This window comes from Streptomyces sp. NPDC002499, from assembly GCF_053595415.1.
Genome location: NZ_JBSFXO010000010.1, coordinates 433,384 through 456,595 on the forward strand (window position 1 = coordinate 433,384; position 23,212 = coordinate 456,595).

At 72.5% G+C, this 23,212-nt stretch carries 21 protein-coding genes; 12 read left to right on the forward strand and 9 right to left on the reverse strand.

What is annotated here, in order from left to right; translation table 11 throughout:
- Positions 1–37: 37 nt before the first annotated feature.
- The 3 genes from ACWD5F_RS29550 to ACWD5F_RS29560 form a co-directional block, all read right to left on the reverse strand.
- Positions 38–1,393, reverse strand: a complete 1,356-nt coding sequence (locus tag ACWD5F_RS29550; protein ID WP_451258932.1) for an ABC transporter permease — start codon at positions 1,391–1,393, stop codon at positions 38–40.
- Positions 1,394–1,467: 74 nt separating this feature from the next.
- Entirely contained in the window at positions 1,468–2,166 is a 699-nt protein-coding gene (locus ACWD5F_RS29555) for an ABC transporter ATP-binding protein (RefSeq protein ID WP_451258859.1), read from the reverse strand.
- The gene (locus ACWD5F_RS29560) at positions 2,163–2,696 is read right to left on the reverse strand and encodes a PadR family transcriptional regulator (RefSeq protein WP_451258861.1); all 534 of its coding nucleotides are present in this window, start codon (positions 2,694–2,696) and stop codon (positions 2,163–2,165) included. The genes ACWD5F_RS29555 and ACWD5F_RS29560 overlap by 4 nt, the downstream gene beginning before the upstream one ends.
- 180 nt (positions 2,697–2,876) lie before the next feature.
- Here ACWD5F_RS29560 and ACWD5F_RS29565 point away from each other — a divergent pair, with 180 nt between their 5' ends.
- The 3 genes from ACWD5F_RS29565 to ACWD5F_RS29575 all read left to right on the forward strand — a co-directional run bounded on the left by ACWD5F_RS29565 (position 2,877) and on the right by ACWD5F_RS29575 (position 5,549).
- On the forward strand, positions 2,877–3,089 hold the full coding sequence (locus ACWD5F_RS29565) for a hypothetical protein (RefSeq protein WP_451258863.1): 213 nt from the start codon (positions 2,877–2,879) through the stop codon (positions 3,087–3,089).
- A gap of 29 nt (positions 3,090–3,118) precedes the next feature.
- On the forward strand, positions 3,119–5,218 hold the full coding sequence (gene malQ / locus ACWD5F_RS29570) for a 4-alpha-glucanotransferase (RefSeq protein ID WP_451258865.1): 2,100 nt from the start codon (positions 3,119–3,121) through the stop codon (positions 5,216–5,218).
- 67 nt (positions 5,219–5,285) lie between these two features.
- Positions 5,286–5,549, forward strand: coding sequence for a hypothetical protein (locus tag ACWD5F_RS29575; protein WP_451258867.1), 264 nt, complete (start codon positions 5,286–5,288; stop codon positions 5,547–5,549).
- A gap of 66 nt (positions 5,550–5,615) precedes the next feature.
- Here ACWD5F_RS29575 and ACWD5F_RS29580 read toward each other — a convergent pair whose 3' ends face one another.
- Positions 5,616–6,242, reverse strand: coding sequence for a TetR/AcrR family transcriptional regulator (locus tag ACWD5F_RS29580; protein WP_451258869.1), 627 nt, complete (start codon positions 6,240–6,242; stop codon positions 5,616–5,618).
- Positions 6,243–6,356: 114 nt separating this feature from the next.
- Between ACWD5F_RS29580 and ACWD5F_RS29585 the strand changes: the two genes are divergently transcribed.
- On the forward strand, positions 6,357–7,829 hold the full coding sequence (locus ACWD5F_RS29585) for an FAD-dependent monooxygenase (RefSeq protein ID WP_451258871.1): 1,473 nt from the start codon (positions 6,357–6,359) through the stop codon (positions 7,827–7,829).
- Between the two features lie 63 nt (positions 7,830–7,892).
- On the opposite strand, the gene ACWD5F_RS29590 is transcribed toward ACWD5F_RS29585, so the two are convergent.
- On the reverse strand, positions 7,893–8,396 hold the full coding sequence (locus ACWD5F_RS29590) for a MarR family winged helix-turn-helix transcriptional regulator (RefSeq protein ID WP_401721192.1): 504 nt from the start codon (positions 8,394–8,396) through the stop codon (positions 7,893–7,895).
- Between the two features lie 106 nt (positions 8,397–8,502).
- On the opposite strand from ACWD5F_RS29590, the gene ACWD5F_RS29595 reads away from it, so the two are divergent.
- On the forward strand, positions 8,503–9,495 hold the full coding sequence (locus ACWD5F_RS29595; protein WP_451258873.1) for an EamA family transporter: 993 nt from the start codon (positions 8,503–8,505) through the stop codon (positions 9,493–9,495).
- Here the strand turns inward: ACWD5F_RS29595 and ACWD5F_RS29600 are convergent.
- On the reverse strand, positions 9,483–10,376 hold the full coding sequence (locus ACWD5F_RS29600; RefSeq protein ID WP_451258875.1) for an SDR family oxidoreductase: 894 nt from the start codon (positions 10,374–10,376) through the stop codon (positions 9,483–9,485). The genes ACWD5F_RS29595 and ACWD5F_RS29600 overlap by 13 nt on opposite strands.
- A 158-nt stretch (positions 10,377–10,534) precedes the next feature.
- On the opposite strand from ACWD5F_RS29600, the gene ACWD5F_RS29605 reads away from it, so the two are divergent.
- Positions 10,535–11,443, forward strand: a complete 909-nt coding sequence (locus ACWD5F_RS29605) for a LysR substrate-binding domain-containing protein (RefSeq protein ID WP_451258877.1) — start codon at positions 10,535–10,537, stop codon at positions 11,441–11,443.
- 32 nt (positions 11,444–11,475) lie between these two features.
- On the opposite strand, the gene ACWD5F_RS29610 is transcribed toward ACWD5F_RS29605, so the two are convergent.
- Positions 11,476–11,967: a hypothetical protein gene (locus tag ACWD5F_RS29610; RefSeq protein WP_451258879.1), complete on the reverse strand. Its 492-nt coding sequence runs from the start codon at positions 11,965–11,967 to the stop codon at positions 11,476–11,478.
- 204 nt (positions 11,968–12,171) lie between these two features.
- On the opposite strand from ACWD5F_RS29610, the gene ACWD5F_RS29615 reads away from it, so the two are divergent.
- The 3 genes from ACWD5F_RS29615 to ACWD5F_RS29625 all read left to right on the forward strand — a co-directional run bounded on the left by ACWD5F_RS29615 (position 12,172) and on the right by ACWD5F_RS29625 (position 17,348).
- A complete protein-coding gene (locus ACWD5F_RS29615) occupies positions 12,172–15,009 on the forward strand; it encodes an AfsR/SARP family transcriptional regulator (protein ID WP_451258881.1) in 2,838 nt (945 codons plus the stop codon).
- A 143-nt stretch (positions 15,010–15,152) separates the two neighbouring features.
- A complete protein-coding gene (locus ACWD5F_RS29620; protein WP_451258934.1) occupies positions 15,153–16,523 on the forward strand; it encodes a sigma-70 family RNA polymerase sigma factor in 1,371 nt (456 codons plus the stop codon).
- A gap of 66 nt (positions 16,524–16,589) precedes the next feature.
- Positions 16,590–17,348, forward strand: a complete 759-nt coding sequence (locus ACWD5F_RS29625; protein ID WP_451258882.1) for an SDR family NAD(P)-dependent oxidoreductase — start codon at positions 16,590–16,592, stop codon at positions 17,346–17,348.
- Positions 17,349–17,399: 51 nt separating this feature from the next.
- On the opposite strand, the gene pepN is transcribed toward ACWD5F_RS29625, so the two are convergent.
- Positions 17,400–19,973, reverse strand: a complete 2,574-nt coding sequence (pepN, locus tag ACWD5F_RS29630; RefSeq protein WP_451258884.1) for an aminopeptidase N — start codon at positions 19,971–19,973, stop codon at positions 17,400–17,402.
- Positions 19,974–20,085: 112 nt separating this feature from the next.
- Between pepN and ACWD5F_RS29635 the strand changes: the two genes are divergently transcribed.
- Entirely contained in the window at positions 20,086–20,580 is a 495-nt protein-coding gene (locus ACWD5F_RS29635; protein WP_451258886.1) for a DUF1203 domain-containing protein, read from the forward strand.
- Between the two features lie 81 nt (positions 20,581–20,661).
- On the opposite strand, the gene ACWD5F_RS29640 is transcribed toward ACWD5F_RS29635, so the two are convergent.
- A complete protein-coding gene (locus tag ACWD5F_RS29640; RefSeq protein WP_451258888.1) occupies positions 20,662–21,678 on the reverse strand; it encodes an aspartate-semialdehyde dehydrogenase in 1,017 nt (338 codons plus the stop codon).
- Positions 21,679–21,889: 211 nt separating this feature from the next.
- On the opposite strand from ACWD5F_RS29640, the gene ACWD5F_RS29645 reads away from it, so the two are divergent.
- Both ACWD5F_RS29645 and ACWD5F_RS29650 read left to right on the forward strand, forming a co-directional pair.
- Entirely contained in the window at positions 21,890–22,417 is a 528-nt protein-coding gene (locus ACWD5F_RS29645; RefSeq protein WP_123999994.1) for a sigma-70 family RNA polymerase sigma factor, read from the forward strand.
- Position 22,418: 1 nt separating this feature from the next.
- Positions 22,419–23,144 carry a hypothetical protein gene (locus ACWD5F_RS29650; RefSeq protein WP_451258891.1) on the forward strand — a complete coding sequence of 242 codons (726 nt, stop codon included), beginning with the start codon at positions 22,419–22,421 and terminating at the stop codon, positions 23,142–23,144.
- Positions 23,145–23,212 lie beyond the last annotated feature (68 nt).

Sequence of the window (23,212 nt, forward strand, 5' to 3'; positions counted from 1 at the left end):
GAGCCCCTCGTGCTCCCGGGGGCGGACCGCCATGGGCTCACGCGTGCCGCAGCTCCGCCGGCCGGACCGAGCGACGCAGCAGGGGCAGCGAGGTGGCCGCCGCCAGCAGACAGGCCGCGTACACGGCACAGGGGACCAGGAGCGCGGTGAACGGCACGGGCAGGGAGTCCGTCGAGACGGCCGAGCCGTACCAGACGCCGATCGCCAGGCCGCCGAGGCCCGCCACCGCGATCGCCGGGGTCAGCGGCAGCGCGGTCTCCAGGAGCAGCGCCCGGGCCAGTACGGAGTGCGGCACCCCGGCGGCGGCCTGCGCGGCCAGGCCCCGGCGCCGGGTGGCCAGGGACTCGGCGGTGCCGACGGCCAGGCCGGTCAGGACGAGCGCGAGGGCGACGAGGATCGCGGCGCCGGCGAGGTCGATGCCGGTCGTGTAGTAGGCCATGTGCGCCGCGGCGCCGCCCTCGCGGCGGCTTTCGTGCAGTTCCGCGAGCAGCACCTGCCGTACGCCGACGAAGCCCGAGCCGACGACCGTCACCAGCAGCACCGCCCCATGCGTACGGGCGGTGGCCCAGGGGTCCTCGCGCAGCCGTTCCGCCGCGATGAGCAGCGCGGGGCGCCCGGTGCTGGCCGCGAAGCCCTCGCCCAGCTGACGGGAGGAGGCGCCCGAGAGCCAGATCGCGGTGAGGCTGCCCAGCACCGCCAGGGCGATCACCGTGACCGGGCCCAGACCGAAGGAGACGGGACTGCCGGTCACCGGCGTCACGGCGATGACCAGCAACAGCGCCACCAGCAGCCAGGTCACCGTGCGGAACAGCCGCCCCGGCCCCCGCGCCGGCCGCGTCCGGCGCACCCGGCCCAGCGGATCGGCCACCACCCGGCGCAGCGACACCGCGCCCACGGCCGCGCCCAGCACCGGCACGGCCACGGCGACCAGCGCGATCCCGGCCCAGGCCACGGCGGTCGGGCTCGGCCACGTGTGCAGCAGCACCGGTACGAAGACGGCCGTGGCGAGCGCCGAACCGGCCAGCGCGGCGGGCCCCGACTCCAGCGCCGCGATCCGCCGCACCTGCCGGGGCGCGGCCCCCGCCAGCCGCAGCGCGGCCAGCCGCCGATCCCGGTGCACCGCCCCGATCCGCGCGCACTGCCCGAGAAACCCGAGCACCGGAAGGAGCAGCAGCCCCAGCGCCAGGCTCACGTTCCGCCGGTCACTGGGTGAGTTGAACAGCCCCGACCCGAAGGACACGGAGTACCACCCGTCCAAGGACAGCAGCGCTACGACCCCCAGCCCGATCCCCGTCGCCAGCGCCGCCCCCACCACGGTCAGCCCGACCCGCCACCACTCCCGTCGATCGGACCCCCGGGTGAGCAGCCAGGCAAGCCGCAGATCGGCAAGCAGCACGCTGCCGCCGGGCCTTCGGCGGGGGTGAGCGGAGCCGGTCCCACCCTGTCCGCCGGTTCGGGTGCCCCCGCTCACGCCGCCACCCCCTGTGCGGCCACGGCCCCGTCCGTCAGGCGTAGCTCTCGGTCCGCGTAGGCCGCCACCTGGTCGTCATGGGTGATGAGGACGACCGCGGTGCCCGTGTCGCGGGCCGTGTGGACCAGGGCCGTCATCACCTGCTCGGTGGTGAGGGAGTCGAGGGCTCCCGTCGGCTCGTCCGCGAAGACGATCCGTGGAGTGGTCACCAACGCCCGCGCCAGCGCGACCCGTTGGGCCTGGCCGCCGCTCATCTCGCCGGGGCGCAGGTCCTCCTGGCCGCGCACCCCGAACCGCTCCAGCCACTCGCCGGCCCCGGCGTGGGCCTCCGTGCGCGAGGCACCCGCCAGCAGCAGCGGCAGCGCCACGTTGTCCAGCGCCGTCAGCTCGGGTATCAGCTGCCCGAACTGGAACACCACCCCGAACTCGGTCCGCCGCAGCTCGCTCAGCCGCTTCTCCGGCAGCTCGTCGAGGCGCTGCCCGGCATAGGTCACCGAGCCCGCGTCCGGGCGGACGATCCCGGCGAGACAGTGCAGCAGCGTGGACTTCCCGCTGCCGCTCGGGCCGGTCACGGCGAGCAGCTCGCCTTCCCGCAGCTCGACCGACGCGCCGCGCAGGGCCTCGGTCCTGCCGTGCGCCTTGACGAGGTCACGGGCCGCCAGCAGCGGCACCGCCTCGCCCCCCTTGTCGCTCATGCTGCGTCTACCTCCGCGATCAGAGTGGTGAGCCGGACCCCCGTGGTGGTCATCCAACGCAGGTCGGCGTCAAGGTGGTTGAGGGCGTAGTCGGCCGAGAGCACGGTCGCGAGATCGGCACCGCGCGCGGTCTTCACCGCCGTCAGCTCCCGCATCCGCTCCATGTGGGCGGCGCGTTGGGCGCGCAGATACGCGTCCGCGTCACCGCCGGACAGGATCGAGACGACGACCTTGGCGAAGATCTCGTTCGTCACGAAGGGCGCGGGCGGGGCGATCTCCCGCGCCCACTCGGCCAGTTCACGTTCCCCCTCGTCGGTCCAGCGGTACTTGGTCCGCTCCGGACCGCCGTCCGAGTCGGTGCCCTCGACCTCCGCGAGGCCGTCCCGGACCAGGCGCTGCAGGGTCGTGTAGACCTGCCCGTAGGCGAGCGGACGGGCCTGCGGGAAGCGTTCGTCGTGCCGTCGCTTGAGGTCGTAGCCATGGCTCGACCCCGAGGCGAGCAGCCCCAACAGGATGTGGCGGGTGCTCATGGCGATCATTATGCACGCGATACATGTACTGAGTGAATAGTGGGGAGCGGCGGTGCCGGGCGACCCCACGCAGAATGTGAGGAAAGGCACGTAGTCCCCCGTCGTACGTCTGCCACCGCGCCCGCTGGGTAGGCCTGCGGTAACCCGCAAGGTCGCCGTACCCGAAAAAAGGAGGCCCCCGTGGCCGCACTGGCACACCCCCTCTCCAAACCCGAGGCGGATCCGTGCGCCTTCAGCTCGGAGGGCGCCTGCGCCGAGACCCCGCTGACCAGCGAACCTCCGCTGCCCGACGCCGAGCCCCTGACCAGTGAGCCGCCGCTCGCCGACGCGCCCTCGCTGACCAGCGAGTCGGCGCCGTTCGCCGACGTAGAGCCGGAATTCACGGCGCTGTAGATGACCGCGCAGGCGCCAGGAGGCCGAGGATGAGCGCGCAGGGGCCGGACGCACCCGAACCGTCCGCCGAGGACCCGTACGCCGAGGACCTGACCCGGCTGGCCGCGCTGTACGGCGTCGCCGGCTCCTACAGCCCGTCCCCGGACCGTACGGTCACGGCCTCCGCCACCGCCGTCACGCTCGCCCTGGCCGCCCTCGGCGTCGACGCGGGCACCCCGGAGGCGGCCCGCGCCGCGCTCGACGCCCGCGAGCGCGAACTGGCGGAGCGGCTGCTGCCGCCGACCGTGGTCGTGTGGAGCGGCGGTACGTCCGCCGCGCTCGACGCTCTCCCGGCCGGCACCCGGCTGCGGATCGAGACCGAGCAGGGCGAGACCCGCGCCGACACCGACCGACTCCCGCACGGCGTCCACCGGTTGACCGCCACTGCGCCCGACGGCCGCACCGCCGAGGCCCACCTGGTCGTCGCCCCGGCCCATCTGCCCACGCCCACGGGACGCTCGTACGGACTGCTCGTCCAGCTCTACTCCCTGCTCTCCGGGCGCTCCTGGGGCATGGGTGACCTGGGGGACCTCGCCGAACTGAGCGCCTGGGCAGGACGTGCGCTCGGCGCCGGCTTCATCCAGGTCAACCCCCTGCACGCGGCCGTGCCCGGACCGCCCACCGACCCGTCCCCCTACCGCCCCTCCTCCCGCCGCTTCCCCGACCCCGTCCACCTGCGCGTCGAGGACGTCCCGGAGTACGCGTACGTCACCGAGCCCGAGCGGCTGCGGACGCTCCTTGAGCGGGCCGCGCGACTGCGTGAGGCGGTGCTCGAGAAGGACGAGTTGATCGACCGGGACGCGGTCTGGGAGCTGAAGCGGGAGGCGCTGGAGCTGATCCGCGAGGTGCCGCTGGGGCCGGGCAGGCGGGCGGAGTACGTCGACTTCCTGGCCCGTGAGGGCGAGGCGCTGGAGGACCACGCGACCTGGTACGCCCTCGCCGAGGTGCACGGTCCCGACTGGAGCCGCTGGCCCGAAGGCCTGCGCGACCCCCGCTCTCCCGAAACGGCGCGTGCCCGCGGCGAGTTGATGGACCGCGTCGACTTCCACTGCCGGCTCGCCTGGCTCACCGACGCCCAACTCACCGCCGCCCAGCGCACCGCACGCGCGTCCGGCATGCCCGTCGGGCTCGTCCACGACCTCGCGGTCGGCGTGCACCCGCAGGGCGCCGACGCCTGGGCACAGCAGGAGTACTTCGCCGCCGGCATGTCGGTGGGCGCCCCGCCGGACGCCTTCAACTCCCGCGGCCAGGACTGGGGTCTGCCGCCCTGGCGCCCGGACCGCCTGGCCGCGTCGGGCTACGCGCCCTACCGCCGGCTGCTGCGCGCCCTGTTCCGCTACGCCGGCGCCCTGCGCATCGACCACGTCATGGGCCTGTTCCGCCTCTGGTGGGTCCCGCAGGGCCGCCCGCCCACGGAGGGCACCTACGTCCGCTACGACGCCGAGGCCATGCTCGCCGTGCTCGTGCTGGAGGCCGAGCGCGCCGGGTCCTTCGTCATCGGCGAGGACCTGGGGACCGTGGAGCCCGGCGTGCGGGAGGCGCTGCGCGAGCGCGGGGTGTTCGGCACCTCCGTGCTGTGGTTCGAACGGGACTGGGAGGGCGACGGCCGCCCGGTGCCGCCGGAGGCCTGGCGCGCCGACTGTCTCGCCACCGCCACCACCCACGACCTGCCCTCCACCGCCGCCCGCCTCACCGGCGAACACGTCGAACTCCGCGACCGCCTGGGCCTGTTGACCCGACCTGTGGACGAGGAGCGGGCGGAGGCGGCGGCGGACACGGGGGAGTGGCTGGCCCTGCTCGCCCGGCTCGGCCTGCTGCACGGCACCGGCGGCGGCCACGGCACCTCCACCGAGGAGGCCGAGATCCAGGCCGTGCACGGCTTCCTGCTGCGCACCCCGGCCCATCTGATCGGCATCTGGCTCCCCGACACGGTCGGCGACCGCCGGCCGCAGAACCTGCCGGGCACCTGGGACCAGTACCCGAACTGGCGGCTGCCGATCGCGGACGCCGACGGGCGCCCGGTCACCCTGGAGGAACTCGCGGCCTCACCGCGACTGCACGCCCTGATCGAGGTGATCCGGGCGGGATGACCCCGGTGGTTCCCCATACGGCACCCCGGACGAGCGTCCTCATTCGTCGTTCGATACTTTTGTGATCGTGGACAAGAAGAACGCCCTGCGCGCCGGCGCCCTGGCTGCCGGAACGACGCTGATGATGCTGCTCATGTCGTCCCCCGCGCTCGCGCTGACGCGCGACGACGGCGACGACCCCGGCAAGGGCCTCAGCGTCATCGAGACGCTGGGCCTCTACGTGCTGTGCCCGCTCGCCCTGTTCGCGATCATCGCGGGTCTGGTGCTGGCGCTGGACAAGTCCAAGGACCGCGAGCCGAAGACGAAGGCTCCGGCCAAGGCGAAGGTCTGACCGCACTCTTCAGTGAGGGCGCTGTTCTTGCGGTAGTACCGCGAGGGCAGCGCCCTCAGTGTGTTCTCAAGGGCTCGGCCGGGTCAGATACCGCTGGACCGTGGGTGCCAGCCACGCCACGATCTCCTCGCGGGCCAGCGCCACGACCGGCGGCAGCCGCAGCACGTAACGGGTCAGCGCGAGCCCCAGCAACTGCGTCGCGCACAGCGCGGCCCGGGTCGGCACCTGCTCGGGGTCCGGGCACACCTGCCGGGCGACCGGCAGCAACTGGTCGCGGAAGATGGCCTGCATCCGCACGGCCCCGGCCTCGCTGGTGGCGCCGACCCGGAGCAGGGCGGTGAGCACCTCGCTCTCCTCCCACATGGCGAGGAAGTGCTTGACGAGGACCTCGCCGACGTCCTGCCGGCGCAGTGCGCCGACGTCCGGCAGCTCCAGGTCGACGGAGACGGCCGCCGCGAAGAGGCCCTCCTTGTTGCCGTAATAGCGCATCACCATCGAGGGGTCGATGTGCGCGTCCTTGGCGATGGCGCGGATGGTGGCGCGCTCGTATCCGTCGGCCGCGAAGCGCTCGCGCGCGGCGGCGAGGATCGCGTCGCGCGTGCCGTCGGAGCGGCGGCGCGGAGGGCCTGCGGCAGCTTCGGTGCCTGTGGTTCCCGTGGTTCCCGTGGTTCCTGTGGTGTCACTCCCGTTCATGCCTACGAGTGTAGGCCAACATCCGTTTGCCAACATGTGTTGACTCGTACGCCGAGGCGTGCCTATCTTCGTCAACAAGCGTTGGCAAACAAGCGTTGGCATCAGGAGGTCACCATGAACACCACGAGCGCCGCGAACGGCACCACCACCCCCGTGATCGTCGTCGGTTCCGGCCCCACGGGTCTGCTGCTGGCCGGTGACCTCGCCTCCGCCGGCGTCCACGTCACCCTTCTCGAGAAGCGCCCGCACGAACTCAGCAACCTCTCCCGGGCCTTCGGTGTGCACGCCCGCACCCTGGAGCAGCTCGACGCCCGCGGACTGGCCGAGCAGTTGCTGGCCACCGGCGACACCATCACCGGGCTGCGCCTCTTCCGCCGGCTCACGCTCGATCTGGGCACGCTGCCGTCCCGGTTCCCGTTCCTGCTGATCACCCCGCAGTACGAGGTCGAGCGGCTGCTGGAGCGGCGGGCGCGCGAGGCCGGGGTCGCGTTCGAGTACGAGGCCGAGGTCGTGGGGCTGCGCCAGGACGACGAGGGGGTCGACCTCGACGTCCGTGGCGCGGACGGCACGGTCGCTACCCGGCGGGCCGCCTACGTCGTCGGCACGGACGGCCACCACAGCGCCGTACGCCGGGCCGTCGGGCTGCCCTTCCCCGGTGTCTCCGTCATCAAGTCGCTGTTCCTGGCGGACGTGCGGCTGGCGCAACCACCCGAGGGCGTGCTCACCGTCAACGGCGCGGGCGACGCCTTCGCGATGATCGCCTCGTTCGGCGACGGCTGGTACCGGGTCATGGGCTGGAACCGCCGCAACGAGGTGGCCGACGACGCCCCGCTCGACCTCGACGAGATCAAGGAGGTCACCCGGCGCGCCCTGGGCACCGACCACGGCATGCACGACGCCCGCTGGCTCTCCCGCTTCCACAGCGACGAACGCCAGGCACCCGAGTACCGGGTCGGCCGGGTCTTCCTCGCGGGCGACGCCGCGCACGTCCACTCCCCGGCCGGCGGCCAGGGCATGAACACCGGTCTCCAGGACGCGGCCAACCTCGGCTGGAAGCTCGCCGCGGCCGTCCAGGGCCGGGCCTCCGAGGGCCTCCTCGACACCTACCAGTCCGAACGGCACCCGGTCGGCAAGGCGGTCCTGCGCAGCAGTGGCGGTCTGGTCCGGCTCGCCCGCGCGCAGAGTCCGGTGCTGCGCGCCGTCCGCGGCCTGGTCTCGGCCTTCGTCAACGTGGCCCGCCCCGTCCAGCGCAAGGCCCTCGCCCAGGTCTCCGGCCTCGGCTACGCCTACCCGTCCCCCCGAGGCGCCCACCGCCTCACCGGCACCCGCGCCCCGGACATCGCCCTGAAGGACGGCGGCCGCCTGTACGAGGCTCTGCGCGGCGGCCGGTTCGTACTGATCACACCGGACGAAGGGCGCGAGGGGTACGACGACCAAGGCGCCCGCAAGGACCTGCTCGCCGTGGAACGCTGGGCGAGCCGGCGGCGTACGACCCTGTTGGTGCGGCCCGACGGGTACGTGGCCTGGGCGGCGGACTCGGCGGACGCGCCGGCGATCGAGCGGGCGCTCGCCGCGCACGTGGGCTGAACGGATCGGAACGGCTCTGAACGGTCCGGATGAGGCCGGGCCGAACCGAACCGAACCGGCCCGCTATCGCTGGGTGTTCTGTGTCCCCGCGAGCAACTCCCTGAGCAGGTCGGCCAGTTGGCCGGCCTGTTCGCCGTCGAGAGTGGACAGGGCCTCCGCCTCGACGGCGAGGCCGGCCGCGACCGCGCGGTCGACGATGTCCAACCCCTTCTCGGTCAGGGTGACTTGGAGGGCGCGGCGGTCGTGCGGGTCGGGGGAGCGGCGGAGCAGTCCGGCCCGTTCGAGTTTGTCGAGGCGGCCGGTCATGCCGCCCGTGGTGAGCATCAGCGTCGCCGAGAGCTGGCGGGGCGAGAGGGTGTGCGGCGCGCCGGAACGGCGCAGGGTGGCCAGCACGTCGAACTCGCCGCGGGCGATGCCGTAGGGCGCGTACGCCTTCTCCATGCGGTCGCCCATCTCCCGGGAGAGCCGGAAGATCCGCCCGAAGACCTCCATCGCGGCGGTGTCGAGATCGGGCCGCACCGCCGCCCACTGCTCGACGATCGCGTCGACGGGGTCTTTGTGGGTCATGGGTCGAGTATCCGCCGTAGGTCGGTCGGCCGCAAGAAAGTGGCTTGACGGTAAGTCGCTTAGCGCTAAGCTAATTACCATCGACCTATCTCGAAGGGTGCGTCCCATGGCCACCGCAAGCCGGCGTTCGACCCTGCCCGTGCTCACCGTCCTCACCGCCCTCGCCCCCGTCTCCTGGGGCACGACCTACGCCGTGACCACGGAGTTCCTGCCGCCGGACCGGCCGCTGTTCACCGGCCTGATGCGCGCGCTGCCCGCCGGTCTTGTCCTGCTGGCGCTGGCCCGGGTGCTGCCGCGCGGCATCTGGTGGGCGAAGGCGGCGGTGCTCGGTGCGCTGAACATCGGCGCGTTCTTTCCGCTGCTGTTCCTGTCCGCGTACCGGATGCCCGGCGGGATGGCGGCGGTGGTCGGCTCGGTGGGGCCGCTGTTCGTGATCGGGCTCTCGGCGCTGTTGCTGGGGCAGCGGCCGACGGGGCGGGCGCTGGTCGCCGGGGCCGTGGCCGCGTTCGGCGTCAGTCTGGTCGTACTGAAGGCGGCGGGCGCGCTGGACCCTGTCGGCGTGCTGGCCGCCGTCGCCTCGACCGCTTCCATGTCGACCGGCACGGTGCTCACCAAGAAGTGGGGCCGGCCCGAGGGCGTGGGCCCGTTGGCGCTCACCGCCTGGCAGTTGACCGCGGGCGGCCTGCTCATAGCCCCGCTCGCGTTCCTGGTCGAGGGCGCCCCGCCGGCGCTCGACGGCCGCGCGATCGGCGGCTACCTCTATCTCGCCCTCGCCAACACGGCCCTCGCGTACTGGCTCTGGTTCCGCGGCATCGGCCGCCTCACCGCCACACAGGTCACGTTCCTCGGCCCGCTCTCCCCGCTGACCGCGGCGATCGTGGGCTGGTCGGCTCTCGGGCAGACGCTGACGCCGGTCCAACTGGCGGGGATGGCGCTGGCGTTCGGGGCGACGGTGGCCGGGCAGTTGGGAGCGGGGCGGGGTGGTCCGGTGAGGAAGGCGGCCGGCGTGGCAACTGTCCCCGTCGCCACCCCCGCCCCTGGTGTCGTCCCTGCCACCGCCCCTGCCACCGTCTCCGTCGTCGCCCGTCAGGCGAAGTAGTGGCCCTCCTCCAGGTCCGCGATCAGACCGGGCTCCGTCGGTTCCCAGCCCAGGCGCGCGCGGGTCAGTTCGCTGGACGCGGGGATGTCGAGGGCGGCGATGCGGCCGATCCAGCCGAAGTGGGCGTCGGCCTCCTCGGGGGAGACGCCGTCGACCGGCAGGTCCAGCCGGCGGCCGATGGTCTCGGCGATGTCCCGGAAGGCGATGCCCTCCTCGGCGATCGCGTGCACCCGGGTGCCCGCCGGGGCCTCTTCGAGCGCCAGCCGGAACAGCCGCGCTGCGTCCAGGCGGTGCACGGCGGGCCAGCGGTTGGTGCCGTCACCGACGTACGCCGAGAAGCCCTTGGCGCGGGCGATCTCGATCAGCAGATGGACGAAGCCGTGGTCGCCCCGGCCGTGCACGGTGGGCGCGAAGCGGACGGAGGACGAGCGGACCCCGTGGTCGGCGAGCCCCAGGGCGGTGATCTCCGACCGCAGCCGGGGCGAGCCGAACCACTCGCCCTCCGGCGTGTAGTCCTCGGCCACGAGGTGGCCGGGCCGCAGCCCCGCCGTTCCCGAGGAGATCGCGAAGGGCTTGCCGGAGCCTTCGAGCGCGGCGCCGATCGTCTCGATGGCCCGCAGGTCGGCCGCGCAGGACGCCTCGAAGTCCGAGAAGTCGTGGATGAACGCCAGATGGGCGACCGCGTCGGCGGACGCGGCGCCCTTGGTCAGGCTGTCGAGGTCGTCGAGGCTTCCGTGCAGCGCCTCGGCCCCGGCGTCCACCAGCGCCGCGGCGGACCGTTCCGAGCGGGCGAGGCCGGTGACCTGGTGACCGGCGGTGAGGAGTTCGCGGACCACGGCGGAACCGATGAAGCCGGTGGCGCCCGTGACGAATACGCGCATGGTGTGTCCTTCGGAGGAAAGGTGGGGCCGCGCCTCCGTGGAGAAGGAGGTGCCGTGCCTCCATCGTCCGAAGGGGCGCCCCTCCCCGTCCAAAGCCTGTTTCGCATGGCGCAATACGTTTCGGGCATCACTCCAGGCCGTGGCGGTACGGTGGGAGCATGCCCTTCTCGGACGGCACCCCCGATCTCGACCTGGACCTCCGTCTGGTCCGCTACTTCACCGCCGTGGCCGAGCACCGGCACTTCGGCCGGGCCGCCGACGCGCTGCACACCACCCAGCCGTCCCTGAGCCGGCAGATCCGGCGCCTGGAACAGCAGGTGGGTGCCCGGCTCCTGGACCGCACCCCGCGGGGCACCCGGCTCACCGAGGCCGGCGAGGTGTTCCTGCCGCACGCCGAGGCGCTGCTGCACTCCGCGGCCCAGGCCGCCGCGCAGGCCCGCGCCGCCGCCCGGCCGACCCTGATCACCGTCGGCTACACCGCGGGCGTGATCGTCACCCCCGCGGTGCGCGAACTGCGTCACCGGCACCCCGATGCCGAGGTGGAGACCCGGCACCTGGGCTTCGGCGAGTCCCGTGAGGCCCTGCTCGACCACCGGGTGGACGCCGTGGTGACCCGACTGCCGCTGCCCAGCGCCGGGTTGGAGGTGACGGTCCTCTACGACGAGCAGCGGGTCGTGGTGCTCCCGCTCGACCACCGGCTGGCCGGCAAGGAGTCCGTCACCGTCGACGACATCGCCGACGAACCGCTGCCCCGGATCCCCGGCGCCGATCCCGCGTGGGAGGCCTTCTGGCGCCTGGAACCCCGCCCGGACGGCGGCCGCGCACCCGACGGGCCCGTCGTCGGCGCCCTGGAGGACAAGTTCGAGGTCGTCGCCGACGGCCGGGCCGTGGCCATCACCGCCCACCCGCGCGGCCGGGCGATGCGCCCCGACCTCACGGTCGTCCCCCTGACCGGCGTCGCCCCCGCCCAGGTCGCCCTGGCCACCCGCGCGGGAGACCGGGGCCGCCTGGTCACCGCGTTCCGCAAGGCGGCCCGAAGCCATCTGACGGGGCCGGAACCGATGTAGCCGCCGCTCCTGCCGTGCCGTCGGGCGCCGGGTCAGCGGTTACAGGTCCGCACGGCCCAGACCGGGCCCCAGTTCACGGGGTCGTGCATGCCACCCGTGTACCAGCCGATCTCCTTTCCCCACTGGTTGAGGAAGGTCACGGTCAAGGACCCGTGGTTGTGCGCGTCGAACAGGCCCCGGAAGTTGTGCAGATCGAACGTGTCGCACCCGGACAGCCCGAAGGCCAGGTACCCGCCGGCCGTCCACTGGATGGTGCAGAACGCGTCACCGCAACTGTTCCTGTTGTGCACCCAGGCACGCGCGGCTGAGGCGCCCGCATCGCCCAGATCGAAGTGCTTGGTGCGCACGGTTCCGCCTGATCGCGGGTTGGCCGACGGGTCGCCGGCGACCGCCGTGGGTGCCGCCGGCCGCGCCGCTGCCGGATGGGCCCCGATCGAGAGGACGGACATGAGCGCGGCAAGCACCGCCGCGGCCGCCACCGTGCCCCTCAGCCGAAATCGCTTCCCTTTTGCGCTTGTTCGCATGGGTCACACCACTTTCATCGATCGATGTCCACTGGTTCGCACCGGGCCGGACGACTCCCCCGACGCCCCCGGCCCGGCGCTCACACGATGTGGCGTGAATGTGGCCAAGAACCTTGCGAGATCCTTGCTTCACTGATCGGCGTGGGTGGCCGCCGGGCCGTGGTCCGGCGGGCGGACTGTTCGGAGCAACCTCGGGGGACGGGCGTGACGGAGTTTCTGCTGCTGGGCACGGTCGAGTTACGGGGGGCCGGCGGGGCCGCGGTGGAGCTGGGACCGGCCAGACAGCGTGCGGTGCTGGCGGCGTTACTGGTGGACGCGGGCCGCTGGGTCTCGGCGGAGACGCTGATCGACCGGGTCTGGGGGGAGGACCTGCCCGCTCAGGTGCGCCCTTCGCTCTACGCCCACATCTCCCGGATCCGTCGATTACTGGCGAGCGCGGCCGCGGGCGTCGACGCGGGCGCGGACGGCTCCGCCGGGGGATCGCTGCTGCGGCGCGGTCCCGGCGGGTATCTCCTCGACGTTCCGTCCGACCAGGTCGATGTGCACCGGTTCCGGCGGCTGGTCGAACAGGCTCGCGGCGCGGACCGTACGGATGTCGAGCGGGCGACGCTGCTGCGTGAGGCGCTCGGGTTGTGGCGGGGCGGACCGCTGTCGGGGCTGCGCGGCGTGTGGGCCGAGCGCACTCGGCACAGTTGGGGCCAGCAGCGGATCGAGGCGGTGCTGGCGTGGGCCGACGCCGAACTCCGCGTCGGTGGTGCCGCGGAGGTGATCGGTTCGCTCACTCCGCTGGCTGCCGAGCATCCGCTGGTCGAGCCGCTGACCATGGCGCTGATGCGTGCGCTGCACTCTGCCGGGCGCGGCCCGGAGGCCCTGACCTGCTACGCCGTCCTGCGGAAGCGGCTGGCCGAGGAGCTCGGTACGGACCCGGGCGCCGAGGTGCAACGCGTACACCAGGCGATCCTGCGCGGCGAATCCACCCCGCCCGCGGCGCGCCCGTCGCACCCGCCCGCCGCCGCGCAGTCCGGACGCACGATTCCCGCGCAACTGCCCTTGGAGGTACGGGGGTTCACCGGTCGGCAGGTGGAACTGGCGCAGCTGGATGGGATTCTGGCCACCGCCGCCGAGCGCCCGACCGCGGTGGTGGTCTCGGCGGTGTCGGGGACGGCAGGGGTGGGAAAGACTGCGCTGGCGGTGCACTGGGCCCACCGGGTGTCCGACCGTTTCCCGGACGGCCAGCTGTATGTGAACCTGCTCGGCTACGACCCGTCCGGCGCGGCGGTGACACCCGATCAGGCACTACGAGGCTTCCTCGACGCCTTGGGCGTGCCCGCCCCGCGCGTCCCGGTGGACCTTCAGGCACGGGTGGGCCTGTACCGCAGCCTCCTGTCCGGACGACGGGTACTGGTCGTGCTGGACAACGCCCGCGATCCCGACCAGGTCCGCCCGTTGCTGCCCGGCTCGGCCGGCTGCCTGGCCGTGGTGACCAGCCGCAACCGACTCACGGGCCTGGTCGCCGCCGAGGGCGCCCACCCCGTCGCCCTCGACCTGCTCACCCCGGCGGAGGCCCACGACCTGGTGACCCATCGCCTCGGCACACACCGGGTGGCGGCCGAACCCGACGCCGTGGAAGAGATCATCACCCGGTGCGCCCGGCTCCCGCTCGCCCTGGCCGTGGCCACCGCCCGCGCCGCCACCAGATCCGCCCTGCCGCTCTCCCGGCTGGCCGGCGAACTGGCCGCCGCCCACGGCAGCCTGGCGGCGTTCACGGGCGACAGCAACGACCCGATGACCGACGCACGCGCGGTGTTCTCCTGGTCCCATCACGCCCTCACCCCGGGTGCGGCCCGCCTGCTCACGCTGCTAGGCCTGCATCCCGGCCCCGACATCTCCGCCCCGGCCGCCGCCAGTCTCGCCGGCCTGCCCCTCCATCAGGTACACGCCCGGTTGGCCGAACTCGCCGACGCCCATCTCATCACCGAACATCTCCCCGACCGGTTCACCCTCCACGACCTGCTGCGCGCCTACGCCACCGAACAGGCCCAGGCCCTCGACCCGGACACCGAACGACAGCCGGCCGCGTACCGCGTGCTCGACCACTACCTCTCGGCCGCCCACACCGCCGACCACCTGCTCGACCCGCACCGCGCCCCCGTCCCCCCGGCCCGGCCCGCCCCCGGCGTGAACCTCGAACAGTCCACCGACCAGGCCCAGGCACTCGCCTGGTTCACCGTCGAGCACCAGGTCCTGCTCGCCGTCCTGCGCCGGGCCGACGACACCGGGCTGGACACCCATGCCTGGCAGCTGGCCCGAGCCCTGGCCACCTATCTCCAGCGGCGCGGCCACTGGCAAGATCTCCTGACCACCCAGCACACCGGTCTGCATGCCGCGCGACGGCTGCCGGACGAGAGAGGGCAGGCCCACACCCATCTCGGCCTCGCGCTCGCCCACATCCGGCTCCTCGACCTCGAAGACGCCCGCCACCACCTCGACCGGGCCCTCGACCTGTTCGGCCAGGTCCGCGATCCCGTCGGCCAGGGCCACACCCGCACCATGATCTCGATGGCCTGGTCCCTGGAGGGCCGCTGGGACACCGAACACCACCTCAAGCAGGCTCTCGAGGACTTCCGGGCGGCCGGCCACCAGGTCGGACAGGCCAAGGTCCTCAACAACCTCGCCTGGTACTACGCCACACGCGCCGACCGCATTGCCCTCACCTACTGCCAACAAGCACTGGACCTGCTGAAGAACACCTCGGACCGCGTGATCACGGCGGCCACGTGGGACACCTACGGCTACGCCCACCACCAGCTCGGCCGGCACCACCAGGCCGTCGACTGCTACCACGAGGCCCTGGGGATGTACCGGGTCCTGGGCGACCGCTTCGCCGAGGCCGACATCCTCACGCACCTCGGCGACGCCCACCACGCCACCGACGAGACCGACAGGGCACGCGACACCTGGCAGCAGGCCCTCACGATCCTCGATGATCTCGACCACCTCAACGCCGCGCAGGTCCGCACCAAGCTCAGGACCTTGACGTGATCACCGCCTCCTGGGCAGGGCAGGACCAGGATCGATGGACGTGACATTCATCGACACCATTCCCCCGACCGGACCACCTCCGCCCGCCTCCCCTCGCGATAGCGTCACCTCGTCCCCGCGTGACGCATTTCCCGGAGGTGCCCGTGGTCGCCGACGTCTGCGCGGTCTGTGCGAAGCCGCTGCCCGCTCGTAACGGTCGTACGGGCCGGAGTTCCGTCTACTGTTCCGCCGCCTGCCGGCAGAAGGCCTACCGGGAGCGGCAGGGGGACGCCGGGGTCAGTGTGCACGGGCTGATCAAGGAGATCGGGCGGCAGGTGGAGGAGCTGGTGCCGCAGCCGCCTTCCGTCTTCTACTCCGGCGTGACGGACCTGTCGTCGTCCGTCGCCCGCCTCCGGCGCGTGGCCCGCACGGCCCGGGACACCGCACGGGAATCCGTCACGCCGGGTTCCGTGACGGAAGCCCCCGTGACGGAATCCCTCGTGACGAAGACCTCGGGCCCGCACACCCCCGCCCCGCACACCCCCGCCCCCCAACTCACCCTCGCCGAGACCGACTTCGCCGCGCTCACCGAGACCCATCGCCGTGAGATCCAGGTGCACTGCTACCGCATGTCCGGCTCGTACGACGACGCCGAGGACCTCGTGCAGGAGACCTTTCTGCGGGCCTGGCGGGCCCGGGACGCCTTCGAGGGGCGGGCGAGCGCGCGGACCTGGCTGTACCGGATCGCCACCAACGCCTGCCTCGACTTCCAGCGCCGTACCGCCCGCCGCCCGCAGCGCTACGAGCCCATCCCCGGCATGAACCACGGCACCGGCGAGGCCCCGGCCCGGCTGACCTGGCTCCAGCCCTATCCCGACGACGAGTTGCCCTCGGCGGAGGAACAGCCCGAGGCCGCCGCCGTCGGCAAGGAGACCCTGGAGCTGGTCTTCCTCGCCGCCATCCAGCACCTCCCGCCCCGCCAGCGCGCCGTGCTGATCCTGCGGGACGTGCTCGGCCTCACCGCCGCCGAGACCGCCGAGGCCCTCGACCTGACCGTGGCCTCCGCCAACAGCGCCCTCCAGCGCGCCCGCCCCACCCTCCGCGACCACCTGCCCGACCGCCGCGGCGACTGGACCGCCGCCGCGCCCACCGACGCCCAACGCGCCGTCCTCCAGGGGTACATGGCCGCCGTCGAACGCCTCGACTTCGCCGCGATGACCGACCTGCTCAGCAAGGACGTCACGCTCACCATGCCGCCGAACCCCTTCTGGTTCACCGGCCGCGACGCCCTCATCGACTTCGTCCGGCCCAACCTCGACCCGGCCTCCCCGATGTTCCTGGGCCACTGGCGCAACCTGCCCGCCCGCGCCAACGGCCAGCTGGCGACCGGGGGTTACGTCCGCAGGCCCGGCACGAACGTCTACCGCGCCCAGGTCCTGGACGTGCTCCGCTTCGACGCCGACGACCGGATCGTGGAGGTCATGTCCTTCGAGCCGCACCTCTTCCCGGCCTTCGGACTGCCCCTCAGGCTCTGACCGATGACTGATCGCGAGGGTGTGCGTCTGTATCGGTGTCAACGAACACCACCTCAGGAGATCACCATGCTGCTCACCGACAAGACCGCGATCATCTACGGCGCGGGCGGCTCCATCGGCGGCGCGGTCGCCCGTGCTTTCGCCGAGCAGGGGGCCCGTGTCCACCTCGTGGGCCGTACCCGCGAGACCCTTCAGGCGGCGGCGGCCGATCTCAAGGACGCCGAGATCGCCGTCGTGGACGCCCTCGACGAGGCGGCGGTGGAGGAGCACCTCGCCGGCGTGGGTGACGTCGACATCTCCTTCAACCTCGTCACCCGCGGCGACGTCCAGGGCGCCCCGCTCACCGACATGCCCGTGGACGACTTCCTGCGCCCGCTGATCAACGGTGCCCGCGCCAACTTCATCACGGCACGGGCCGCCGGACGCCGGATGGCCGAGCGGGGTTCCGGGGTGATCCTCACCCTCAACAGCGGTTCCGCGCACGGCAGTCCGATGATGGGGGGCACGGGACCCGCCGATGCCGCGATCGACACCCTCGTACGCAATCTCGCGATCGAACTGGGCCCGCGCGGGGTCCGGGCGGTGGGGCTGTGGGCGGCCGGGGTGCCGGAGACGTTCACCGTCGAGAAGCTCGCCGCGGTGAACCCGGCGATCGACGAGGCCGCCGTGGCGGGCATCGTCGAGGGCCTCGCCGGGATGCGCATGACCCGCCGCAACCCCACCCTCGCCGAGGTCGCCGCCACGGCCGTGTTCCTCGCCTCGGACCAGGCGGCCGGGATCACGGGCACGTTCGTCAACGTCACCGGCGGGATGGTCGCCCACTGACGACGGCGGCGCCGGGCACAGTGCCCGGCGCCGCCGTCGTCGTACCGGAAACTACTCGGCGGCCGCGTCCGCCGCCTGCGCCCGCAGCGCCCGCTCCACGCCCGCGCGGGACTCGGAGATCAGGCGGCGCAGCGACGCACCAGGCTCGGCCGAGGCCAGCCAGGCGTCCGTGCGGTCCAGGGTGTCCTGGGAGACCTGGATCGACGGGTAGAGGCCGACCACGATCTGCTGGGCCATCTCGTGCGAACGCGAGTCCCAGACCCCGCTCACGGACTCGAAGAACTTCGCCGTGTACGGCGCGAGCAGTTCGCGCTGGTCGGTCTGGACGAAGCCGCCGATGACCGCTTCCTGCACGGCGTTCGGCAGCTTGTCGGACTCGACGACCGACGCCCAGGCCTCCGCCTTCGCCTCGGCGGTCGGACGGGCCGAACGGGCGCTGGCCGCGTGCCGCTCACCGGCCGCCGTCTTGTCCCGCTCGTACTCGCCGGCGATCTCCGCCTCGTCGAACCGGCCGACCGCGGCGAGGCGTTGCACGAACGCCCAGCGCAGCTCGGTGTCGACGGCCAGGCCCTCGATCGTCTGCGTGCCCTCCAACAGGGCGTCCAGCAGGTCCAGTTGCTCCGGCGTACGGGCCGTGGCCGCGAACGCCCGGGCCCACGCCAGCTGGTGGTCGCCGCCCGGCTCGGCGGACCGCAGATGGGCCAGCGTCGCGTCGGTCCAGCGGGTCAGCAGCGCCTCGCGGGTGGACGGGTCGGCGTACAGCTCGATCGCCAGCTTCACCTGGCGGTGCAGCGACTGCACGACACCGATGTCCGACTCCTTGCCGATGCCCGACAGGACGAGGGAGAGGTAGTCGCGGGTGGCGAGTTCGGCGTCGCGGGTCATGTCCCAGGCCGAGGCCCAGCACAGGGCGCGGGGCAGGGAGGACTCGAAGTCGCCGAGGTGCTCGGTGACGAAGGCCAGCGACTGCTCGTCCAGGCGGACCTTGGCGTACGACAGGTCGTCGTCGTTGAGCAGGATCACGTCCGGACGGCGCTTGCCGACCAGCTGCGGTACGGCCGTCAACTCGCCGTCCACGTCCAGTTCGACGCGCTCGTCGCGCACCAACTTGCCGGTGTCCTCGTCGAGTTCGTACAGGCCGACGGCGATCCGGTGCGGGCGCAGGGTCGGCTCGCCCTTGGCGCCGGCGGGCAGCGCGGGGGCCTCCTGGCGGACGGCGAAGGCGGTGATGACACCGTCGGCGTCCGTCTCGATCTCGGGGCGCAGGATGTTGATGCCGGCCGTCTCCAGCCACGCCTTCGACCAGGCCTTCAGATCCCGGCCCGAGGTCTCCTCCAGGGCGCCGAGCAGGTCGGACAGGCGGGTGTTGCCGAAGGCGTGGCGCTTGAAGTACGCCTGCACGCCCGCGAAGAACTCGTCCATGCCGACGTACGCCACGAGCTGCTTCAGGACGCTCGCGCCCTTGGCGTACGTGATGCCGTCGAAGTTTACGAGGACGTCGTCGAGGTCGTTGATCTCGGCCATGATCGGGTGGGTGGAGGGCAGTTGGTCCTGCCGGTAGGCCCACGTCTTCATGGAGTTGGCGAAGGTCGTCCACGAGTGCGGCCACCGGGAGTCCGGGTGGTAGGACTGGCAGGCGATCGACGTGTAGGTGGCGAACGACTCGTTCAGCCAGAGGTCGTTCCACCACTCCATGGTGACCAGGTCGCCGAACCACATGTGGGCCAGCTCGTGCAGGATCGTCTCCGCGCGCACCTCGTAGGCGGCGTCCGTCACCTTGGAGCGGAAGACGTACTGGTCGCGGATGGTCACCGCGCCCGCGTTCTCCATCGCGCCCGCGTTGAACTCCGGCACGAAGAGCTGGTCGTACTTCTGGAACGGGTACGCGTAGTCGAACTTCTCCTGGAACCACTCGAAGCCCTGCCGGGTGACCTCGAAGATGGCGTCGGAGTCGAGGAACTCGGCGAGCGAGGGCCGGCAGTAGATGCCGAGCGGCACGCTCTGCCCGTCCTTCTCGTAGACGCTGTGCACCGAGTGGTACGGGCCGACGATCAGCGCCGTGATGTACGACGAGATGCGCGGCGTCGGCGCGAAGACCCAGACGTCGTCCTTGGGCTCGGGCGTCGGCGAGTTGGAGACGACGGTCCAGCCGCTCGGCGCCTTCACGGTGAACTGGAAGGTCGCCTTCAGGTCCGGCTGCTCGAAGGAGGCGAAGACGCGGCGGGCGTCCGGGACCTCGAACTGGGTGTAGAGGTAGGCCTGGTTGTCGACCGGGTCGACGAAACGGTGCAGGCCCTCACCGGTGTTGGTGTACGCGCAGTCCGCGACGACCCGCAGGACGTTGCGTCCCTCCAGCAGGCCGGGCAGCGCGATCCGGGAGTCCGCGAAGACCTCGGCGGGCGCCAGCGGCTCGCCGTTCAGCGTCACCTCGTGGACCGCCGGGGCGACCAGGTCGATGAACGACTCGCTGCCGCCCTCCGCGACATCGAAGCGCACCGTGGTCACGGACCGGTAGGTACCGCCCTCCTGCGCGCCGGAGAGGTCGAGATCGATCTCGTACGAGTCAACGGTCAGCAGCTTCGCCCGCTGCCGCGCCTCTTCGCGAGTCAGGTTTGTGCCAGGCACGCGGTCATCTCCTCGTTATGTGTGGGTTGCGCCATCCTTCCACGGGACCTGATGGGAACGCGATGTCCATTTCCCGCCGGTGAGCGGGCGGGCCGAGCGCGAGCCTGGAGTCATGACGACCTACACCGCACGACCCGTCGACCCGACGGTCCTGAAGGAGCTGCGCTCTGCTGACGACGCGGGCGCCCGAATGGTTCCCGTACTCGACGAGGAGGGCGGCGCCCCCCTCCGCTGCTGCCTCCGCCGCAGCGAGCCGGGGGAGCGGATCGCCCTGGTCTCGTACGCCCCACTGCGCCGCTGGGCAGCGGAAACGGGGGCGCGGCCCGGGGCGTACGACGAGCAGGGCCCGGTCTTCATCCACGCGGACGACTGCACAGGCCCGGCGACCGACTCCGCCCACCCCTTCGACAACGCCCACCGGGTGCTGCGCCGCTACTCCACCGACGGCCACATCCTGGGCGGCCGGCTGGTCGAGGCACCGGACGACGAAGCCCTCCGAAACGCCTTCGACGACCCGTCCGTGGCACTGGTCCACGTCCGGGCCGTCGAGTACGGCTGTTTCCTCTACGAGGTACGGCGGCCCGGATTCAGCCCCTCCGGCGTTTGAGGAGCGGGGTCTGGGGCGGAGCCCCAGAAGGATGGGACGGGTAGGGGCGGCGGGGGCGAGGAATCCCGGTCCGGACCGGCGTCAGCCCGTGAGCTCCGCCGCCACCAGCTCCGCGATCTGGACCGCGTTCAGCGCCGCGCCCTTGCGGAGGTTGTCGTTGGAGATGAAGAGGGCGATGCCGTTCTCGGCCGTCTCGTCGGCGCGGATGCGGCCGACGTACGACGGGTCCTGGCCGGCCGCCTGGAGGGGGGTCGGGATGTCGGAGAGGGCCACGCCCGGGGCGCCGCCCAGCAGCTCCGTGGCGCGCTCCGGCGTGATGGGGCGGGCGAAGCGCGCGTTGACCTGGAGGGAGTGGCCCGAGAAGACCGGGACGCGGACACACGTGCCGGAGACCTTCAGCCCCGGGATCTCCAGGATCTTGCGGGACTCGTTGCGGAGCTTCTGCTCCTCGTCGGTCTCGTTCAGGCCGTCGTCGACGATCGAGCCGGCGAGCGGCAGCACGTTGAAGGCGATCGGGCGCTTGTAGACCTGCGGCTCGGGGAAGTCGACCGCGCTGCCGTCGTGGGTCAGCTTGTCCGCGTCGGCCACGACCTTCTGCGCCTGCCCGTGCAGCTCCGCCACGCCCGCGAGACCCGAGCCGGACACCGCCTGGTAGGTGGCGACGACCAGCGCCTCCAGACCCGCCTCCGCGTGCAGCGGCTTCAGCACCGGCATCGCGGCCATCGTCGTGCAGTTCGGGTTGGCGATGATGCCCTTGGGCCGGTCCACGATCGCGTGCGGGTTCACCTCGGAGACCACGAGGGGTACGTCCGGGTCCTTGCGCCACGCCGAGGAGTTGTCGATCACGACCGCGCCCTGCGCGGCGACCTTCTCCGCCAGCGCCTTCGAGGTCGCGCCGCCCGCCGAGAACAGCACGATGTCGAGACCGGAGTAGTCGGCGGTCGCCGCGTCCTCCACCGTCACCCCGTCCAGGACCGTCCCCGCCGAGCGGGCCGAGGCGAACAGACGCAGCTCGGTGACCGGAAAGTTCCGCTCCTTGAGGATGCTGCGCATGACCGTGCCGACCTGACCGGTGGCTCCGACGATTCCGACCCTCACAGCGACTCCTCTACCTGTTCCTGTACGTCTGCGGCGTTTCCATCATGCGGCCGACCCGGGTCAGCCTGTCCAATTCTTTGCCGCGCATGCCCGAGGAATGGGACGCCGGCCGCATGGTGTGACGTACGCCTCCAGAAAATTTCCCGGGCCCGCGCCGAACGTTTCCGGGCCCGCCGGCGTCGTAGAGGAAACGCGGTGAGGGGGGTGGCTTGTGCTGCGCAGAAAGGCCCGCCGTGCCCAGAGGGACGATCACGGTGATCCTCTGGACGCGGCTCAGGAACGCCGGGTGAGAGCGGTGCTCGCGCTCGGCGGGGTACCGCAGGCGGACCTGCCGGACGGGGTGCAGCAGGTCCGCCTGCGGCTCCTGGAGCGGGCGGCCAAGGGCGACGAGGCCCCGCGCGACGTGTCCGCGTGGGCGGCCGTCGTCGCCTCCAACCTGGCCATGGACTGGCATCGCGCCAAGCGCCGCCAGGAGCGGATCGGCGAGCGGCTGGCGTCCCTGCGCCAGCTGGAGCACCCCTCGGGCGAGGACACCAGCGTGCTCTCCCTCTCCGTCGCCCAGGGCCTGGACGAGCTGCCCGACTCCCAGCGCCAGGTCCTCGTCCTGCGGTTCTTCGCCGATCTGCCGGTCCGTTCGATCGCCGACGAGCTCGGCATCCCCGAGGGCACGGTCAAGAGCAGACTGCACACGGCGGTACGGGCCCTGCGCACCCGCCTGCACGAGGACGAGGTGGTGTGAGATGACCGCCGAACACAACGACACCGACGCGCTCATGGCGGCGATCACGGGGGAGTCTCCCGCACCGGGGGTCCGGACCGACGACGCGTTCATGACCGAGTTCCGCGAGGCCGAGGCCGATGTGGCGCTGCTGCGCGAGCAGTTGGGGCTCATCGGGGACGCGCTGGCCGACCCCGAGCAGCCGCGGAAGAAGCCCGTTCCGGTACGGGCACCCCGCGACCTGCGGCGGGTGCGCAGGTTCGCCTTCGCCACCGTGGCCGTGGCCGCCGCCGGGACCGTCCTGGTGGGGATGGGCTGGCTGCTGGCACAGTCCGGCGGCGGGGCCGACGCGACCAGCGACTCCGCGGGCGACAAGGCGGTGAGCTCCGAGGCGGACTCCGCGGCGGGTTCCCCCTTCACCAGCCCCGGCTATCTCGCCTGCGCCCGGCTGGTCGTCGAGGGCGACGTCGCGAGGACGGCCTGGGTGCACGGCACCTCGGGCCGGCAGCGGATCACCCTGGACGTGACCCGCGCGTACAAGCCGGAGAACACCGCCGGGCAGGTCACCGTCGTCCTTGAGAAGGACGCCGTCCGCAAGAGCCTGCACAAGGGCGAGCACGTCCTGGTGGGCGTGCAGAAGGGATCGTCCGTCGCGGACTACGTGGTCGTCGGCGAGCGCTCGGTCGCCCGCGAACGCGCCGGGATCCTCCAGGCGCTGCCCGAGTCGGCCCACGTGCCCTGCGGATGAGAAAGGGCGCGTGAGAAAGGGCGGGCGCCCGTACGGACGCCCGCCCTCACCGCCGTATCACCTGCTAC